This window comes from Microbulbifer regidiadema (SeqCode), from assembly GCF_052466995.1.
The window spans coordinates 155,464-173,526 of the sequence record NZ_CP174297.1 but is presented as its reverse complement, the minus strand read 5'-3'; the positions used below and the strand labels follow the sequence as shown (position 1 = coordinate 173,526).

At 55.3% G+C, this 18,063-nt stretch carries 14 protein-coding genes and 1 tRNA gene; 2 read left to right on the top strand and 13 right to left on the bottom strand.

What is annotated here, in order from left to right; all coding sequences use genetic code 11:
• The first annotated feature begins 6 nt into the window (after positions 1 to 6).
• A tRNA-Asn gene (locus ACJJIK_RS00740) sits at positions 7 to 82 on the top strand.
• Between the two features lie 130 nt (positions 83 to 212).
• On the opposite strand, the gene ACJJIK_RS00735 is transcribed toward ACJJIK_RS00740, so the two are convergent.
• The 13 genes from ACJJIK_RS00735 to gyrA all read right to left on the bottom strand — a co-directional run bounded on the left by ACJJIK_RS00735 (position 213) and on the right by gyrA (position 16,538).
• Positions 213 to 2,165 carry a polysaccharide biosynthesis protein gene (locus ACJJIK_RS00735; RefSeq protein ID WP_444943885.1) on the bottom strand — a complete coding sequence of 651 codons (1,953 nt, stop codon included), beginning with the start codon at positions 2,163 to 2,165 and terminating at the stop codon, positions 213 to 215.
• 54 nt (positions 2,166 to 2,219) lie between these two features.
• A complete protein-coding gene (locus ACJJIK_RS00730) occupies positions 2,220 to 3,101 on the bottom strand; it encodes an MraY family glycosyltransferase (protein WP_444945025.1) in 882 nt (293 codons plus the stop codon).
• A 359-nt stretch (positions 3,102 to 3,460) separates the two neighbouring features.
• Entirely contained in the window at positions 3,461 to 3,769 is a 309-nt protein-coding gene (locus ACJJIK_RS00725; RefSeq protein WP_444943884.1) for a ComEA family DNA-binding protein, read from the bottom strand.
• A gap of 140 nt (positions 3,770 to 3,909) precedes the next feature.
• Positions 3,910 to 4,617 carry an orotidine-5'-phosphate decarboxylase gene (pyrF, locus tag ACJJIK_RS00720; RefSeq protein WP_444943883.1) on the bottom strand — a complete coding sequence of 236 codons (708 nt, stop codon included), beginning with the start codon at positions 4,615 to 4,617 and terminating at the stop codon, positions 3,910 to 3,912.
• Between the two features lie 69 nt (positions 4,618 to 4,686).
• Positions 4,687 to 5,880, bottom strand: a complete 1,194-nt coding sequence (gene lapB, locus ACJJIK_RS00715; protein ID WP_444931669.1) for a lipopolysaccharide assembly protein LapB — start codon at positions 5,878 to 5,880, stop codon at positions 4,687 to 4,689.
• Position 5,881: 1 nt separating this feature from the next.
• Positions 5,882 to 6,190: a lipopolysaccharide assembly protein LapA domain-containing protein gene (locus ACJJIK_RS00710; protein ID WP_444931670.1), complete on the bottom strand. Its 309-nt coding sequence runs from the start codon at positions 6,188 to 6,190 to the stop codon at positions 5,882 to 5,884.
• A gap of 94 nt (positions 6,191 to 6,284) precedes the next feature.
• On the bottom strand, positions 6,285 to 6,593 hold the full coding sequence (gene ihfB, locus ACJJIK_RS00705) for an integration host factor subunit beta (RefSeq protein ID WP_444931671.1): 309 nt from the start codon (positions 6,591 to 6,593) through the stop codon (positions 6,285 to 6,287).
• A gap of 140 nt (positions 6,594 to 6,733) precedes the next feature.
• Positions 6,734 to 8,413 carry a 30S ribosomal protein S1 gene (gene rpsA / locus ACJJIK_RS00700; RefSeq protein WP_444931672.1) on the bottom strand — a complete coding sequence of 560 codons (1,680 nt, stop codon included), beginning with the start codon at positions 8,411 to 8,413 and terminating at the stop codon, positions 6,734 to 6,736.
• 168 nt (positions 8,414 to 8,581) lie between these two features.
• Complete coding sequence (cmk, locus tag ACJJIK_RS00695) at positions 8,582 to 9,271, bottom strand: (d)CMP kinase (RefSeq protein ID WP_444943882.1); 690 nt, start codon at positions 9,269 to 9,271, stop codon at positions 8,582 to 8,584.
• Between the two features lie 77 nt (positions 9,272 to 9,348).
• The gene (locus ACJJIK_RS00690) at positions 9,349 to 11,580 is read right to left on the bottom strand and encodes a bifunctional prephenate dehydrogenase/3-phosphoshikimate 1-carboxyvinyltransferase (protein ID WP_444943881.1); all 2,232 of its coding nucleotides are present in this window, start codon (positions 11,578 to 11,580) and stop codon (positions 9,349 to 9,351) included.
• Positions 11,580 to 12,683 (bottom strand): prephenate dehydratase, encoded by a 1,104-nt coding sequence (gene pheA / locus ACJJIK_RS00685; RefSeq protein WP_444931675.1) that lies wholly within the window; start codon positions 12,681 to 12,683, stop codon positions 11,580 to 11,582. Before pheA ends, ACJJIK_RS00690 begins: the two co-directional genes overlap by 1 nt.
• 46 nt (positions 12,684 to 12,729) lie before the next feature.
• Entirely contained in the window at positions 12,730 to 13,809 is a 1,080-nt protein-coding gene (gene serC, locus ACJJIK_RS00680) for a 3-phosphoserine/phosphohydroxythreonine transaminase (RefSeq protein WP_444931676.1), read from the bottom strand.
• Between the two features lie 167 nt (positions 13,810 to 13,976).
• A complete protein-coding gene (gene gyrA, locus ACJJIK_RS00675; RefSeq protein WP_444931677.1) occupies positions 13,977 to 16,538 on the bottom strand; it encodes a DNA gyrase subunit A in 2,562 nt (853 codons plus the stop codon).
• 189 nt (positions 16,539 to 16,727) lie between these two features.
• Here gyrA and ACJJIK_RS00670 point away from each other — a divergent pair, with 189 nt between their 5' ends.
• Positions 16,728 to 18,053 (top strand): TRZ/ATZ family hydrolase, encoded by a 1,326-nt coding sequence (locus ACJJIK_RS00670; protein WP_444943880.1) that lies wholly within the window; start codon positions 16,728 to 16,730, stop codon positions 18,051 to 18,053.
• Positions 18,054 to 18,063 lie beyond the last annotated feature (10 nt).

Genomic DNA, 18,063 nt, shown 5'->3' with positions numbered 1-18,063 from the left:
TTAAATTCCGCCTTAGCTCAGTTGGTAGAGCAAATGACTGTTAATCATTGGGTCGCTGGTTCGAGCCCAGCAGGCGGAGCCAAACAAAAGCCCGGATAGATCCCATCTATCCGGGCTTTTTCTTTTCTGCTCAATTTTTTTCAGCTCACTGTGCACGGTATCAAGCTGCGAAATAGCGGCCAACCTACTGGGTGACCGCGAAAAATAATCCCCTAGCGAGAAATAACCTCCCCAGCCAGGGGCAGCCTCTCAATAGTGGCCACACCTTTCTCTTTGCGTATCCGCCCCTGCTGTGACCAGACGGCATCAACCAGACCCTGCTTGGGAGCATATCCCCCCACCGCTCGGCACAAAATCCTGCGGACCTGCTCACAATCATGGGACATACATGCATCCCTGAGCTCTGAGATTAGAAGGTGCAAGACCTCGCTGTCGAGGCGCTCTTCTTCGGCGCGCATAATCATGGGGTGATCCGTGCCCAGCACGTTATCCCCCAACAACAACTCCTCGTACAGCTTCTCCCCGGGCCGCAAGCCGGTCAACTGAATCTCAATATCACCATCGGGGTTCTCTTCATCCTTGACGGTATGCCCCATCAGGCGAATCAAGCGCTCGGCCAAATCGTAGATACGTACCGGCTCGCCCATATCGAGCACAAATACATCCCCTTTGCGCCCCATGCTGCCGGCCTGCAACACCAGCTGAGCCGCCTCGGGAATCGTCATAAAGTAACGAGTTACCTTTGAGTGGGTTACCGTCACTGGGCCGCCGGCGTTGATCTGATCGGTAAACAGCGGAATTACCGAACCGGAGGAGCCGATAACATTGCCGAATCTGACCATGCAAACGCGCATCTTGTTAAAGCGGCGACCAAAATCCTGGCAAATTAACTCGGCAAATCTTTTTGTGGCTCCCATCACATTGGTCGGCCGAACGGCTTTGTCCGTCGAGATAAGCACAAACTGCTCAACCCCATGCCGCTCAGCGGCCTCAAGCACAGACAGCGTGCCCAGCACATTATTCTCTGCGCCGACAACGACATTCTGCTCAACCAGCGGCACATGCTTGTAGGCGGCCGCATGGTAGATAGTCTGCACCGAGAAACCCTGAATTATTTCCGCCATGCGCCCGGTATTGCGCACATCACCGAGCAGTGCGGTTACTTCAAAGCGCACCCCGTCATCCTGCTGCTGCTGGCACAGCTCCCGCTCAATCTGATAGAGGGCGTACTCGGAGGATTCAACAACAACGAGCCTGGAGGGCTGCCACTGCGATATCTGTCGACACAACTCAGACCCGATAGACCCTCCAGCACCGGTAACCAACACCACTTTGCCACTGATAGAACCGGCAACAAGCTCTTTCTGCGGCTCAACCGGGGCGCGCCCCAGGATATTCTCATAGGTTTGCGACACATCCTTCGTGCGACCAACTCCATCGAGCAGCTCCTCCACGCCCGGGATTGCCTTAACCACCAAACCGCGCTGCCTGAGAGAGCGGGCTATCTCTTTGCGACGCCGCCGGGGCACCCCGGGCATAGCCAGGATAACCTCCGCAATATCCTTCCCGGCGACAACCTCCAGTATGTCTGCGGGGTTGTACACCAGCAGCCCATCAATAAAGGTCTTCTGCTTGGAGGCGTTATCATCAAAAAAGGCAACAGGCTTATACAGCTGCCCGTGAACCAGCGCCTTATACATTTGCAAACCGGCAGTACCTGCACCGTAAATCGCCACCCGGGTCTTGTGGATTTCCAGCGCCGCCTGGTAGTAAAGTCGAACCAGCCAGCGGGACCCCCCTACGGTGATAAAAGCAAAACACCAATAGATAACTGGAACCGAGCGGGGAACCCCAGCTGTAGTCAGGTAAGAAAAGAGGCCCAACATCACCGCAGAGAGCGTCACCCCCTGCAGGACAGCAATAATCGCCTTTTGCCCCATATAGCGAATAATGGTCCGATACAGGCCGAGCCGGAGAAAAATAAAGCTGGTGGCGCCAAGCGTTAACGCCAGACAAGCAAACATTCGCCACTCAAGGAATTGTGCGACATTATTGAGCCGAATTGTCATAGCCAGCAGAAAAGCCAAACTCAACATCAGCATATCAAACGCCAACATCAACACCGGCTTATGGGCCCTCTTTACACTTCGCCAAACTCTTGTCACACGACTCCCCGAAATCTACCAAGCAAACCCGGAGCCACCCTCAATAAAGGCAGCTCAGGCCCTCCCAAATATGGCAACAACAACCACCACTAAAGAACAGAGCATCATTGCACCCAACTGTAAAATGAGCGCTTTCCTTACTCCAATTTGAATTGCGCACTTCTGATAGAAGTGCTGCCGGTGAGCCTCCCACCAACGCTGGCCAGTCACCATCCTTTTCAGTAGCGTATAGGTGGCATCCAGCCAAAATGGTGCAAATATAACCACCGGCATCCAAAACTCAAACGCCCCGCGTCGCCAGCCAAATAGACTGACAGCCACCACCGCCAAACCGATACCTGTCGACCCGGCATCACCCAAAAAAATCTTCGCTGGCGGCCAGTTAAAAATCAGAAATACCGACGCACAAACAGCAACCACCGCACAGAACCAAGCCAGCTCTATATCTCCATTTAAAGCGCAGATCACTCCCAGAGAGGAGAAGCCAACAAGGGCCATTGTCCCCGCCAGGCCGTCCATGCCGTCCATAAAGTTATACAGATTGACAACCCAGACTCCCGCCAAAGTGACTATTGGATAGACCCACCAATCCAGCCTTTCAGGTAGTGCGAATAGCAGCAAAATCACGGCCAAAAAATGGACTGAAAAGCGATAGCGTATAGCTACATCTCTCAGGTCATCCAGTGCGGATACCCCCAACAGCAGCACAAAGGCGGCCGCCACCAACAGCGGCAACTCCAGCGGACCCAGCACTATCGCAACCAGGCACCCCAACAAAAGCGCCCACCCCCCGGTACGAGGCACCGGGACCGAGTGCATCGAGCGGTTATTTGGCACATCCAGCGCAAAATTGCGCATTCTTACAACAAACATCGACGTAGCGCCATAGCTGGTTGCTGCCGCGATTAATAGCGGGATCACCCACTCCCAAGCCACACCACTCAACTCGCCACCCCTTTACTGTTTCCAGTCAAACCAACGCCTTTTTTTAGCCGAAAATAGGCAAAAAAACCCCATTTCCCAACAGGGTCACTAAAAAATTCTACGAATCCTACAGGAAAACTTAAAAAACTTCCCTGGCAATAGATACTCGTCAATCATCAAGGGAAGTCGGCATTAGAGGTGGAACACAATAAATGGCAGGCTTTATAGTTGGTGCAATCTGAATTTTGCACTTTAGCGGGGCTAACAACTGGGCGACACCAGGGGAATTCATCTATCACGGCACTCTTATTTATCAGCTCAAACCCCGACTGGAGGCCGTCAAAAACCCACCAGTCGGGACCCGTAAACCTTTAGAGCCGAATCACACCCCTGTTTTTATCCAGGGTTGCCGCACCTATTCCCTTGACGTTCAACAACTGCTCTACAGAGGTGAATGGGCCGTGCTCTTCGCGATATTCGATTATCAATTGTGCCCGCGCCTCGCCAATGCCATCCAACTTCTCGGCAAGCTCGGCGACTGAAGCACTGTTGATATTGACTGACAACAGCACCTCTTTGACATCAACACTTTCTGACTCCCCCGCATACACAGAGGGGTTCAGAAGCAGCGAAAAAGCTAATGCGAAAACAACAGAAAGCAATCGGTAGGTCAATCTCATGGTTAACTCCCAGTGAATTATCAGTTTCACTTTGGGACTGCAATTACCTCCCCCAAGCCACACCATGATACCAATAGGCAGCTTTTTGTCGGCTCGAGCCTAATTACACCGCATTACAAGTTGCGAAGCAAGAAACCATTCTAAGCTGTCAATTCAGCCAAAATTGACTTCAGCGCCAGCAAAGGCTCAGGCGCAGCGGTGATGGGGCGACCTATAACCAGATAGTCAGACCCCTGCGCCAGCGCTTCAGCAGGCGTCAGTGTGCGTCGTTGATCCCCGGCATCGGCACCCGCCGGACGTATCCCCGGTGTCACCAAAGAAAAGTCGGCACCGCACTCACTGCGCAACATTTGCGCTTCACGCGCAGAACAGACCACTCCGTCCAACCCGCAGGATTTAGCCTGAGAGGCCAGGTGCAACACCTGCTTCTCCAGCGGAGCTGCCACACCTACTGCGGCCAGCTCCTCAGCGGTTGTACTGGTCAATACGGTAACCGCAATCAATAGAGGCTTATCCTCACCAAATTCCTGCAAGGCCTCAGCTGCTGCTGACATCATCCGCTCACCGCCACTTGCGTGAACGTTAACCATCCAAACGCCCAGTTTCGCAGCCGCTTTCACCGCCTTGGCAACGGTATTGGGAATATCGTGAAATTTAAGATCGAGAAATACTTGAAACCCTCGGTCAACCAGGGTTTTCACCAGGTCCGGACCAGCTGCTGTAAACAATTCTTTACCGACCTTAACCCGACACAGAGACGGGTCGAGCTGAGCGGCCATAGCCAGCGCAGACTCAGCATTGTCGTAATCGAGAGCAACGATAACCGGAGAAGAAACTTTAGATTGCAAGAAATACCTCATTCATTTTAAAGCCATCCCGACCAGCCAGCAGAGCTGGCGAGCGGGACAGCAGTTACTTTACTCGCCCTCAATACCCTTAACGGAGCGCACCGAGTCCCAGTGCTTACAACTTGGGCACAACCAGTGCAGCTGATTACCAGAAAACCCGCAGTTGCTACAGCGGTAGTGAGGACGACTCGCTATTAGCTGGTCGATTAATGTTTTGAGCAGGGAGAGGTTTTCCCTTGCCCTACCCTCAGTGCTATCTATATGAAGGTCGAGAAAACGCCCCAAGCCCCTTAGAGAGGGGCGCAGCGCCAGCTGCCTCCCCATAAATGCCGCCGCTGCCGCCTCGCTATCCTGCTCCTGGATGCGTTCGGCCAAGGCAATCAATACACTATTGGAAGGGTACTCTCTTAAAAGGGACTCCAGGTAGCGGTCCAACCCTTTGCCATCGCCCAAATCCCCGTAGCAGGTGATCAGCAGCTCTAAAATTTCAGGGATATAATCCGGACTCTGCTTGGGAATCCGCTGCAATACCTTAATCGCCTCTTTGGGCTTGCCAAGCAGATATTCCAGGCGCCCCCACAGTAAATTTGTGCGCACCGAATCGCGCTCGTAACTCAGAGCAGAGTCGATATGCTTTCTCGCGCTGAGATAGTCCTTTGTCGCCATAGACTCTTCCGCTAGCTCACAGCAAAAGTGTGCCTGAACCGGTGCCCAGTCAGCCGACAAGCGTTTAAATCTGCGCCCGTGCAACAAGTTGACCGCGTGAATCGCCTTGGCCCACTCCCTCTCGTCCCGGTAAACCTCAATTAGGCGCTCCAGGCTTATGGCCTTTAATTCCTGGGAGGTCTCAACCAGCTCCTGCAATAAGCGCTCAGCCCTATCTAACCAACCCGCAGAAATATAGTCGCAAGCGAGTTCAAACTGGGCTTTATTTTGACTGACCCTGGATAAACTGGGACGCCCAAGCAGGTTTTGATGGACGCGGATGGCCTGGTCGTACTCCCCCCTTCTGCGCAACAAGCTTCCCAGAGCCAGGTGGGTGTCAAAAGTCGCCTGACTTACCTCCAGGGAGCCGATAAATTTATCGATGGTGTCATCATGGCGCTCGCTCAGCAAATAATTCAGGCCCTGAGCATAAGACCGCACCAGCGCATGCTCTTGCTCACCATAATCCGCCACTTTCTTTTTGGCACTTCCCCGCCCCAGCACCCAGCCAATCGCGATTGCCGCAAGCAGAAAAAAGAAATAGGTAAAATCGAGCAAATCAGTCTCCAGAAACCTTGCGGTGGGCGGAGCGCAGCTCCCGCTCCATCTTCTCCAACTGCTTCTCGAGCACCTTCACTTGACGGCGTTTGGCATAAACAGGCAACAGGCTCACGATAAAGCCCAACAGCAAACCCAGCAGTAAAAAACCAATCAACCAAAAACCGACACTACCCTCCGGCAGTGGGTAGCCCACGATATTCGGCGCGATAGTCTCCGGGTTGGCAACTGCGAAATAGATTCCCAAAGCGACACAAAGCAGGGCAACAACCCCATAGACGATGCGTATCAACCAACGCAAAAATGACAAGGGAACCTCCACGTTCCACAAAATAACCTTATCGATTAACGACGAAGCTTATCCCAACTAAAAACAGTATTTGTGCTGCCGCCAGAGGGTGCCATCATACTTCGATACTCACCTCATCGTGCATACTTCGATTCACTCTGTCGCGCAATTCTTTACCTGGCTTGAAATGAGGGACGTACTTCCCAGCGAGATCAACCGCATCTCCCGTTTTGGGGTTGCGGCCTGTGCGCGGGGCTCGGTAGTGAAGAGAGAAACTACCAAAACCGCGTATTTCTATACGCTCACCCTGAGACAGGGCATCTGACATAGTATCGAGTACCACTTTTACCGCCAGCTCTACCTCCTTAACTGGCAGCTCATCCAACCTCAACGCAATCCTTTCGATCAGTTCGGACTTGGTCATGTGCTCCGCAACCTTTGTAAGTCATTGATTATTCTGGAGTAGAGCACCAATCATCTAATAGAAAGCCGGACTGGGCAACCCCAGTCCGGCTTTCAGGTCGCTCCAAGCAGAAGACTCGGAGCGGTGAACTTCAAAAACTCTTAGTCTTTGCTGTTCATTTGCGCCTTGATCAGGTCACCGATAGTAGCGGGCTGAACTTGCTCAGACTGCTTCTTGCTGTGATCCTTGATGGCTTGCTTCTCGTCGTCCTGGTCTTTGGCTTTGATAGACAGGCTGATCACGCGGTTCTTGCGATCCACGCTGGTGATCTTAGCTTCTAGCTCTTCGCCTTCTTTCAGAACGTTGCGAGCATCTTCAACCTTGTCGCGGCTGATTTCAGAAGCGCGCAGCACGCCTTCTACTTCATCCGCCAGGGTGATGATGGCTTGCTTAGCGTCAACTTCCTTAACAGTACCTACAACGATGCTGCCGCGATCGCTGGTGGTAACGTAGTCAGAGAACGGATCGGACTCCAACTGCTTGATGCCCAGGGAGATGCGCTCGCGCTCGGAATCGATACCCAGGATAACAGTCTCGATTTCGTCGCCTTTCTTGAACTTGCGAACAGCTTCTTCGCCAGCTTCGTTCCAGGAGATGTCGGACAGGTGAACCAGACCGTCGATGCTGCCGTCGAGACCGATGAAGATACCGAAGTCAGTGATGGACTTGATCTTACCGGAGATCTTGTCGCCCTTAGCGAATTTACGCGCGAAGGCATCCCACGGATTTTCTTGACACTGCTTGATACCCAGGGAGATACGACGACGCTCTTCGTCGATATCCAGGATCATCACCTCTACCTCGTCGCCAACCTGGACAACTTTGGACGGGTGGATGTTCTTGTTGGTCCAATCCATTTCGGAAACGTGTACCAGACCTTCCACACCTTCTTCCAGCTCGGCAAAGCAGCCGTAGTCGGTCAGGTTGGTTACAACCGCCTTCACGCGGCTGTTCTCTGGGTAACGCTGCTTGATGGATACCCAAGGATCTTCGCCCAACTGCTTCAGGCCCAGGGATACACGGCTGCGCTCGCGGTCGAACTTCAGTACTTTTACTTCGATCTCGTCGCCAACGTTCACGATCTCGCTCGGATGCTTGATGCGCTTCCAAGCCATATCGGTGATGTGCAGCAGGCCGTCGATGCCACCCAGGTCTACGAAAGCACCGTAGTCGGTCAGGTTCTTCACGATACCCTTGACGCTCATGCCTTCCTGCAGGCTTTCCAGCAGAGCTTCACGCTCTTCGGAGGTGGCAGCTTCCATAACGGCGCGGCGGGAAACAACTACGTTGTTGCGCTTGGAGTCCAGCTTGATAACTTTGAACTCGAGCTCTTTACCTTCCAGGTGCGCAGTGTCGCGAACCGGACGAACGTCAACCAGAGAGCCGGGCAGGAACGCACGGATATTGGCAACATCAACAGTAAAGCCACCTTTAACCTTACCGCTGATAACACCTTTAACCACTTCGTCAGCTGCGTGAGCTGCGTCGAGGATTTTCCAGGCTTCAGCGCGCTTGGCTTTTTCGCGGGACAGACGGGTTTCACCGAAACCGTCTTCTACAGCTTCCAGGGCAACCTGTACTTCGTCGCCCACCTGCAGCTCAACTTCGCCTTTATCGTTGGCGAACTGTGCAGCAGGGATAACGCCTTCAGACTTCAGGCCCGCGTGAACGGTAACCCAGTCTTTGTCTACGTCGATTACAACACCAGTAACAATTGCGCCCGGTGCCATTTCAACGCTTTTCAGGCTCTCTTCAAATAGATCAGCAAAGCTCTCGCTCATTACATTACCTATAGTGCTGGGTCCAGCCGTTGGTAACTGTTAAGTCTAGTCAACCGCCAGCCGCGACCCCAACCGCGCTGCCAGCACGCGGGTCGGATTACGACAGCGGCCGGGCGATTCTGGCTGATCCCGGCCGCTGTCGTTAGAAAACTATTTACTGCCCGAACTTCAGGGTGAAATACGACCCTGAACCAAATCGAGCACTTTTTGGAGGACTTCATCGATGCTCACCCCGGTACTATCCAGCTCAACCGCATCCTCAGCGGGAGCCAGGGGGGAGGCTTTTCTATTCATATCCTGTGCATCTCGGGCACGGATGTCCTCCAGCAGGTCGCGGAGGCTAACAGAAACCCCCTTCTCCTGCAACTGAGCGAAGCGCCGGTTAGCGCGCTCCTCGGCGCTGGCGGTGAGATAGACCTTAACCGGCGCATCGGGAAACACCGTAGTGCCCATATCCCGCCCATCGGCCACCAGGCCCGGGGCCTGGCGGAAGTCCCGCTGGCGCTGCAACAACGCTGCCCGCACACCGGGGATAGCCGCGACCTTGGAGGCCGCCATGCCGACCCGCTCCATACGGATATCCGTAGTCACATCATTCCCTTCCAGCCACACCTGCAATTGGCCAGCGCTCACGCTAAAGCGCACATCGAGGTCTTTCGCCAATTCGGTCAACAACTTGTCGCTGGAGAGGTCAATCTCCTTATTGAGCGCAGCCAGAGCTGCAGCCCGGTATAGAGCTCCGGAGTCCAGCAGTGTGAAATTCAGCCGATCCGCCAAAAGCTTTGCAATGGTCCCTTTACCCGAACCACTGGGGCCATCAATAGTAACTACCGGTGGCAACCTGTTTGTATCGCTCATATTCTTCTATACAACTCAACATCTTTGGGGTGGCTGCGCGCAAATGAGCCGCAATCACCCCAACCTGAACACCCATATCACGCCAACTGCAATTTCAGGCCCGCACCCGTTGCCAGCTCGGCAAAGTTCGGGAATGAGGTCGCCACATTGGCGCAGTGAAGGATGCGGATTGTATCCTTTGCGCGCAGCGATGCCACTGCAAATGCCATAGCAATACGGTGATCTCCCAGACTGTCGACAGTACCCCCAGAAAATACGGCACCCTCTTTACAGCCCTGAATCACAATACCATCCGCTGTCGGCTCAGCCTTCACCCCAAGGGCGATCAAACCATCTGCCATCGCCTGGATGCGATCACTCTCTTTGACCCGCAACTCCTCGGCACCCACCAGAACTGTCTCGCCCTCGGCGCAGGCTGCCGCAACAAACAGCGCGGGGAACTCGTCAATCGCCAAAGGCACTTGATCCTCAGGAATGCGAATCCCCTTTAGGGGAGCGTAGCGCACGCGAATATCCGCCACCGGCTCACCGCCCACTTCGCGCATATTCAGCAGTTCAATATCCCCACCCATTGCGCGAAGAATATTGATAACCCCATCGCGGGTTGGATTGATCCCCACATGCTCCAGCACAATATTGGAACCGGGAGAAATAGCTGCGGCCACCATAAAAAATGCCGCTGACGAAATGTCGGCAGGCACATCGATACGGCAGGACTTCAGGGAGCCCCCGCCAATAACCTCGGCCCGGGCACCTTCGCGCTCCACCTTATAGCCAAAGCCCTGCAACATGCGCTCGGTGTGATCGCGCGTGGGGGCAGGCTCTACGGTAGACGTGTGCCCCTCACTATAGAGCCCGGCGAGCAGCACCGCAGATTTCACCTGAGCACTGGCCATCGGCAATACGTAATCCATCCCCTTCAGCTCACTACCGCCCTTAATCAGCAGCGGCGGGCGCCCCTCGGGGCCAGTCTCAATATTCGCCCCCATCTCGCGCAGCGGGTTGGCCACGCGATTCATCGGACGCTTGGACAGAGATTCGTCACCGGTGAGGGTTACATCAAAATCCTGTCCGGCAAGCAACCCGGTCAACAGGCGCATAGAGGTCCCGGAGTTGCCGAGATACAGCGGTCCGGGCGGCGCTTGCAAGCCCTTAAGGCCGACGCCGTGAATCACAACCCGACCGTTGTCCGGCCCTTCGATCACCACCCCCATATCGCGAAATGCCTGCAAGGTCGCCAGCGCATCCTCCCCCTCCAGGAAACCCTCAACCTCGGTAACGCCCTCGGCCAGGGAGCCCAGCATAATGGAGCGGTGCGACATGGACTTATCTCCCGGCACCCGCAATTTGCCACTCACAGCCTCACCCGGCTGCACGATAAAAGTAATCTCTTGTTTTTGCATAGGTTCCGAATACGCTTGTTTTGCCAACATTTTGGTAAAGTGATCGCGCGCTGCCTTGGCGCGGGTAAAGACCCCCATCAGGGCAGCACTATCGCCCGAGGCAATGGCGTCGCGCAGAGAGGAGAGGTTGAGGCTATATAGGTCAATGGACTTTAAGATGGCATCCCGATTGGCGAGCATAATATCTCGCCACATAACCGGATCACTGGAGGCAATGCGGGTAAAATCGCGAAAACCTCCCGCAGCATAGCGGAAGATATTCTCGTTCTCCGCATCGTGGGCCAGGGTGTCCACCAAACTGAAAGCAATCACATGGGGAAGGTGGCTAGTGGCGGCCAGGACCTCGTCGTGCTCCTCCACCGGCATTATCAGGGTCTCCGCCCCCACAGCCTGCCACGCCCGCGCCACAAGCTGCAAGTGGGCGGCGCCGGTGCTCGCGAGCGGTGTCAGAATAATGCGGTGATCCCGATAAAGGTCGTCTCTGGCCGCTGTGACACCACTTTTCTCAGAGCCGGCAATTGGGTGCCCCGGCACCAAAAAGTCTGGGACACTGCCCCAGACTTTTTCCGCAGCCGACACCACGCTACCTTTGACACTGGCGCCATCTGTTACTGTAACCCCTGCCGGCAGGTGCTCTTTTAGCTGCACAAATACAGACTCAACCGCCAGTGTAGGTACCGCCACAAACACCAAGTCGCCGGGCTCCAACTGCGGCAACAGCTGCTCCAGATCAGTGCTGGCGCGATCGACAATACCGAGCGCCCGGGCCTCATCGCAGACGCTCTCCTCTAGAGCGACGCCAATAACCTCCCGGCAAACCCTGGCAGCTTTCAATGCCAGGGCAAAGCTCCCCCCAATCAGACCGATTCCAACAACCAGCAGCCGGCCAATTTGCGCCTGCGCCATCACAACACTCCGCGAGGGTAGGAACCCAGCACTTTCAAGTCTGAGGCGCAGCCACCCACTTCTTTTAATGCCTCGGCAATGCCCTGGGTATCGCGGTGCCCACTGAAATCAATAAAGAACACGTAGGTCCAGTTGCCAGACTGAGAGGGTCGCGTCTCCACGCGAGTGAGATCAACACTATAGCGGCGAAATGGCTCCAGAAGATCGTGCAGGGCGCCGGGCTCATTGCGCATAGACACCATCAACGAAGTCTTGTCATCGCCACTCGCGGGCACCTGCTGGGTACCGATAATCAGGAAGCGGGTGGAATTATCTGGGCTGTCTTCAATCTTCTCCGACAACACCTTTAGACCGTAAAGGTCCGCAGCCATATCGCCGGCGATTGCAGCGGCATTCCACTCCCCCTTCACACGCTTGGCCGCATCCGCATTGCTGGCAACCGCGATGCGCTCCACATTGGGATAGTGAGCATCGAGCCACTTGCGACACTGCGCCAAACTCTGCGCATGGGAGTAAATACGGGTAATTGACTCGGGGCGGGTTACATCTGAAATCATCAGGTGGTGATGGATGCGCAGCTCCACTTCACCGCAGATACTCAGGTTGGAGTGCATAAAGTTATCCAGGGTGTGATTAATCACCCCTTCGGTGGAATTCTCCACCGGCACAACGCCGTAACTGACAGCACCGGCCTCCACCTCGCGGAAAACCTCATCAATGGCCGCCAGCGGGCGACTCTGCGCAGAATTACCGAAATGTTTCAGCGCCGCCTGCTGGGTAAAGGTGCCCTCTGGGCCCAGATAGGCCACCTTGACAGGCTCCTCCAGGGCGAGACAGGCCGACATAATTTCACGGAACAGCCGCGCCATCTCTTCATCGGTCAGGGGGCCACTATTGCGCGCCATCGCCTTGCGCAACACCTGCGCCTCGCGCTCGGGGCGATAATAGAGGGTATCCTCACCCATGGCTTTCTTGACCTCTGCAACCTCCAGGGCGCAGCGGGCCCGCTCGCTGATTAAGCGGGCAATCTCTCCATCAATATCGTCGATCTGGTTGCGCAGCTCCAGCAGGCGCTGATCGCCACTCACAGTTTCCTCTGCCATTCGTTTATCTACTTTCTCTAAAAATCATCAGTATTGGGTTAATCGCTTAGGCCCTGCGCGCTTCGAAATCCGCCATAAATGCCACCAGGGCTTCCACTGCCTCCATGGGAACGGCGTTATATAACGACGCGCGCATACCACCCACAGAGCGATGCCCCTTTAAGCTCAGCAGACCTGCCGCCTCCGATTCCACTAAAAACTGCTTATCCAAGCGCTCATCGGCCAACACAAAGGGAACATTCATGCGGGAGCGGCTCCCCAGCTCAACCGGACTGGAGAAAAAGTCACTATTATCGAGGAAGTCGTACAGCATTTTGGATTTAGCATCGGCTTGCTTCGCCATTGCATCAACACCCCCTTGATCCTTCAGCCACTGGAAAACCAGACCGGACAGGTACCAGGCGAAAGTGGGCGGAGTGTTATCCATAGAGCCCGCCTCTGCCGCCACCTTCCAGCTCAGACTGCGGGGAATATTCTCCATTGAACGATCGAGCAGGTCGTCGCGGATCAGGGCTACGGCGATCCCCGAGGGACCAATATTTTTCTGCGCGCCGGCATAGATAACGCCGAATTTCTCCACTTCAATCGGTTGCGACAAAATAGTCGAAGACATATCCGCCACCAGCGGACAATCCACTTCCGGCACATAGCCAAATTCAACGCCGCCAATCGTCTCGTTAGGGGTATAGTGAAAATAGGCCGCATCCCCACTGGACTGCCAACTGTCTGCTGCGGGTGCATAGCTGAAATTGCGATCTTCACTGGAGGCGACCACATTTACCTCACCGTAGCGGCGCGCTTCTTTAATCGCTTTGGCGGCCCAGCTGCCGGAATGGATAAATTCAGCTTTGCCAGAGCCGGCACCGAGAAGATTCCAGGGCACTGCACTGAACTGCCCCGTTGCTCCTCCTTGCAGAAATAGCACTTTGTAATTGTCCGGCACACTGAGTAGATCGCGCAGATCCTGCTCGGCCCGCTCAGCGACCTCAACAAACTCTGGAGAGCGGTGGCTAACTTCCATTACGGAGCAGCCGAGCCCCTGCCAATTGAGCAACTCCCTTTGCGCCTGCTCCAATACCGGCTGCGGCAAAGCGGCGGGACCTGCACAGAAATTAAACTTCCTCATGAGCTGATTTCCACAATACAAAAAAGGTTTCAAATACAACTAGATGTGCCTACGCACAAATTGCCATTCAAGGGGATAGATATCGCGCCTTTAGCGTTTTTCATGGGAGCCAAAGGCAAGAAAGGCCGCGATAAACGCAGCCTTTCTTAGTGGTCTGGAGCGGTGGGTCACTCTTCCCCACCGTTTTCTTCACCGTCATCTTCGGTCTCTTCAATGCGACCGAGACCAACCAGCTTCTCGCCAGTCTTCAGGCGAATCACCCGCACCCCCTGCGTATTGCGCCCAAGTACAGACACTTCATCAACACGGGTACGCACCAGCGTGCCCTGGTCGGAGATCAGCATCATCTCCTCACCTGGGTGCACCTGACAGGCACCAACCAAGGCACCGTTGCGTTCACTCTCCGCGATCGCAATAACACCCTGGGTACCGCGACCCTTGGTGGGGAATTCACTGATTGCCGTGCGCTTACCGTAACCATTCTCAGTAGCCATCATCACAGAGCCACCCTCTTCAGGGATAACCATAGCGATAACCTGCTGCCCCTCCTGCATACGGATGCCGCGAACACCGCGGGAAACACGCCCCATAGAGCGCACATTGGACTCGGAGAAGCGCGCCGCTTTACCGGCACTGGTGAGTAGTAGCACATCGCGCTCACCATCGGTAATCGCGGTGGCAACCAGGCGATCCCCCTCCTCCAGCTCAATAGCACGCAATCCGACACTGCGGGGGCGGGCAAAGGCGGTGAGCGGGGTTTTCTTCACGGTGCCGTTGGCGGTGGTGAAGAAAATAAAGTGATTCTCATCGTACTCGGATACCGGCATCAGGCTGCTGATACGCTCACCCTCTTCCAGAGGTAACATATTCACCATCGGGCGGCCACGGGAAGCACGGCCAGCGGTGGGCACTTCATAGACCTTCAGCCAGTACACCTTGCCCTTATTGGAGAAGCACAAAATGGTGTCGTGGGAATTGGCGATCAACAGATGCTCGACAAAGTCCTCATCTTTTACCTGAGTCGCCGACTTACCCATGCCCCCACGGCGCTGGGCCTGGTAATCGGTCAGCGGCTGGCTCTTGGCGTAACCACCATGGGAGATGGTGACCACCTTATCTTCCGGGGTAATCAGGTCTTCTACCGTCAGGTCCTGGCGAGATGCAACGATATCGGTGCGGCGCTCATCGTTAAAATCTTTTGACAGCTGCTCCAACTCTTCGCGGATCACTTCCATCAGGCGCTCGAAGCTACCGAGGATATGCAGGTATTCAGCAATCTGCTCCAGTCGATCCTGGTATTCCGCCAGTAGTTTGTCGTGCTCCATACCGGTCAGGCGGTGCAGGCGCAGCTCGAGGATGGCTTGAGCCTGAGCTGGCGACAGGTAGTAGGCGTCGTCGCGCAGGCCAAACTCTTGCGGCAGGTCGTCTGGGCGGCAAGCATCGGCGCCAGCGCGCTCCAGGAACTGCTGCACATTGCCCACAGGCCAACCTTTGGCCAGCAGTGCCTCGCGGGCATCCGCCGGAGTCGCAGAGGATTTGATCAGCTCGATGACCGGGTCGATATTGGCAATGGCAATTGCCAGGCCTTCCAGAATATGGCCGCGCTCGCGGGCTTTGCGCAGCAGGTAAACCGTGCGGCGGGTAACCACTTCCTGGCGGTGGCGAATAAAGTGCTCGAGCAGCTCTTTGAGGTTCAAGACCTTGGGCTGGCCATCGACCAGAGCCACCATATTGATACCAAAGACGCTTTCCAGCTGGGTCTGGGAATAGAGGTTGTTCAGAACCACATCACCCAGCTCACCGCGCTTGAGCTCAATCACCACGCGCAAACCGTCTTTGTCAGACTCATCGCGCAGCTCGGAGATACCCTCGATTTTCTTCTCTTTGACCAGCTCGGCAATACGCTCAATCAGGCGCGCCTTGTTCAGCTGGTAGGGAATCTCGGTAATGATGATGGTTTCGCGATTGGTCTTATCATCGCGGATCACATCCGCCTTGGCGCGCACATAGATACGCCCACGGCCTGTGCGGTAGGCCAGCAGGATACCGGCGCGGCCATTGATGATGGCACCCGTGGGGAAGTCCGGCCCGGGGATATACTCCATCAGGTCGTCGACAGTCAGCTCGGAGTTTTCGATCAGCGCCAGGCAAGCCTTGATCACTTCACCCAGATTATGGGGCGGGATATTGGTGGCCATACCCACCGCAATACCGGAGGAACCATTGACCAAGAGGTTCGGCACACGCGAAGGCAACACCTCCGGCATTTGCTCGGAACCGTCGTAGTTATCGACAAAGTTAACGGTTTCTTTATCGAGGTCGGACAGCAGCTCGTGGGCCAACTTGTCCATACGGATCTCGGTATATCGCATGGCAGCGGGGCTGTCACCATCGATAGAACCGAAGTTCCCCTGGCCATCGACCAGGGTGTAACGCATAGAGAAGGGCTGAGCCATACGCACAATCGTGTCGTAGACCGCAGTGTCTCCGTGCGGGTGGTATTTACCGATTACGTCACCAACGACACGCGCTGATTTCTTGTACGGTTTATTCCAGTCGTTTTTAAGCTCGCTCATCGCGTAGAGCACGCGGCGGTGTACCGGCTTGAGGCCATCGCGTACATCCGGCAGTGCGCGCCCGACAATCACGCTCATGGCATAGTCGAGATAAGACTGCTTGAGTTCTTCTTCGATATTAATCGGAGAGATTTCTTTGGCTAATTCGCCCATGGCTTACGGCGTTCCTTTTATAGCGCGGGCGTACGTACTGTGCCCGGGATAAGCGGGCGATTCTACCATAGTTTGAGATATTTGGAGGCGCGGGACTCGGAGATATCCAACTACAGTCCAAACCGCAGTTGTCGCCCCCTTGGACTGCGGCTAAAGTAAAACCCCCGTAACAGTCACCCAATAAAGCTGATGCAACAAACTGTCGATACCCTGATCCACGCGCGCTGGATTATCCCGGTCGTACCCGAGAAAAAGGTGTACGAAAATTGCTCGCTTGCGATAGAGCAGGGCAAAATCTCCGCCCTGGTACCCACCGCTGAAGCTTCGATGCGCTTTAAGGCAAAAGATGAGGTCGACTTGGGGCAGCACGCACTCATCCCCGGGCTGATCAATACCCACAACCACGCCCCCATGACCCTATTGCGCGGCTACGCCGATGACCGCCCTTTAAAGGAGTGGCTGGAACAGCATATCTGGCCAACCGAACAGCGCTGGGTGGGTCCGCAGTTTGCGGCCGACGGCAGCCGGCAAGCCATTGCCGAGATGCTGCGCTCGGGCACCACCACCTTCTCCGACCAGTATTTCTTCCCGGAAGCTGTTGCCATTGCTGCACGGGAGAGCGGAATCAGGGCTCATATCGCCTTCCCGGTGCTGGATGCCCCAACCCCCTGGAGCCGCAACAGTGATGAAGCGCTGCACAAAGGGTTGGCCCTGCGCGATGACTACCGCGCACACGACCGTATTGAGGTGGTATTTGCCCCCCACGCTCCCTATACCGTAGGCGATAAAACCCTGGAAAAAATTGCAGTCTGCGCTGCCGAGGCGCAGATCCCTGTGCAAATGCACCTCCACGAAACCCATGGCGAAGTTGAAAGCGCCCTGAGCGCCACCGGGGAGCGGCCCACCGAGCGACTGTTCCGCCTGGGATTATTGGGGCCGCAGACACTCTGCGTACATATGGTGGCCAGCAACCAGCGAGATATTGAGCTAGTGAGTTCAAGTGGCGCTCACGTTTCCCACTGCCCCTCCTCCAACCTCAAGCTCGCCTCAGGCTTTTGCCCAACCTATGACATGCTGGAAGCGGGCATCAACGTCGCTCTCGGTACCGATGGCGCTGCGAGCAACAATACCCAGGATCTGTTCTCCGAAGCCAATACCGCAGCGCTACTGGCAAAAGCCGTCAGCGGGAACGCGACCGCCCTACCCGCACACCAGGCACTGAGCATGGCGACTATCAACGGCGCCAAAGCGCTAGGTATTGAAGACACCGCTGGCAGCTTGGAAGTGGGCAAAAGTGCGGACATCGCAGCCATTCATTTGGGCGGACTAGAACAGCAACCTTTGCACGACCCCGTATCCCAGCTAATTTATGCCAACGGTGGACACAATGTCAGCGACGTCTGGGTGGCAGGGCGGCAACTTTTAAAGGAGCGCCAGCTGCAAACCTTAAACGAGACTGAGGTTATCCAGCGTGCGCAAATGTGGCGTGATAGAATCAATGGAAATTCACGCTAGATCAGGAGCC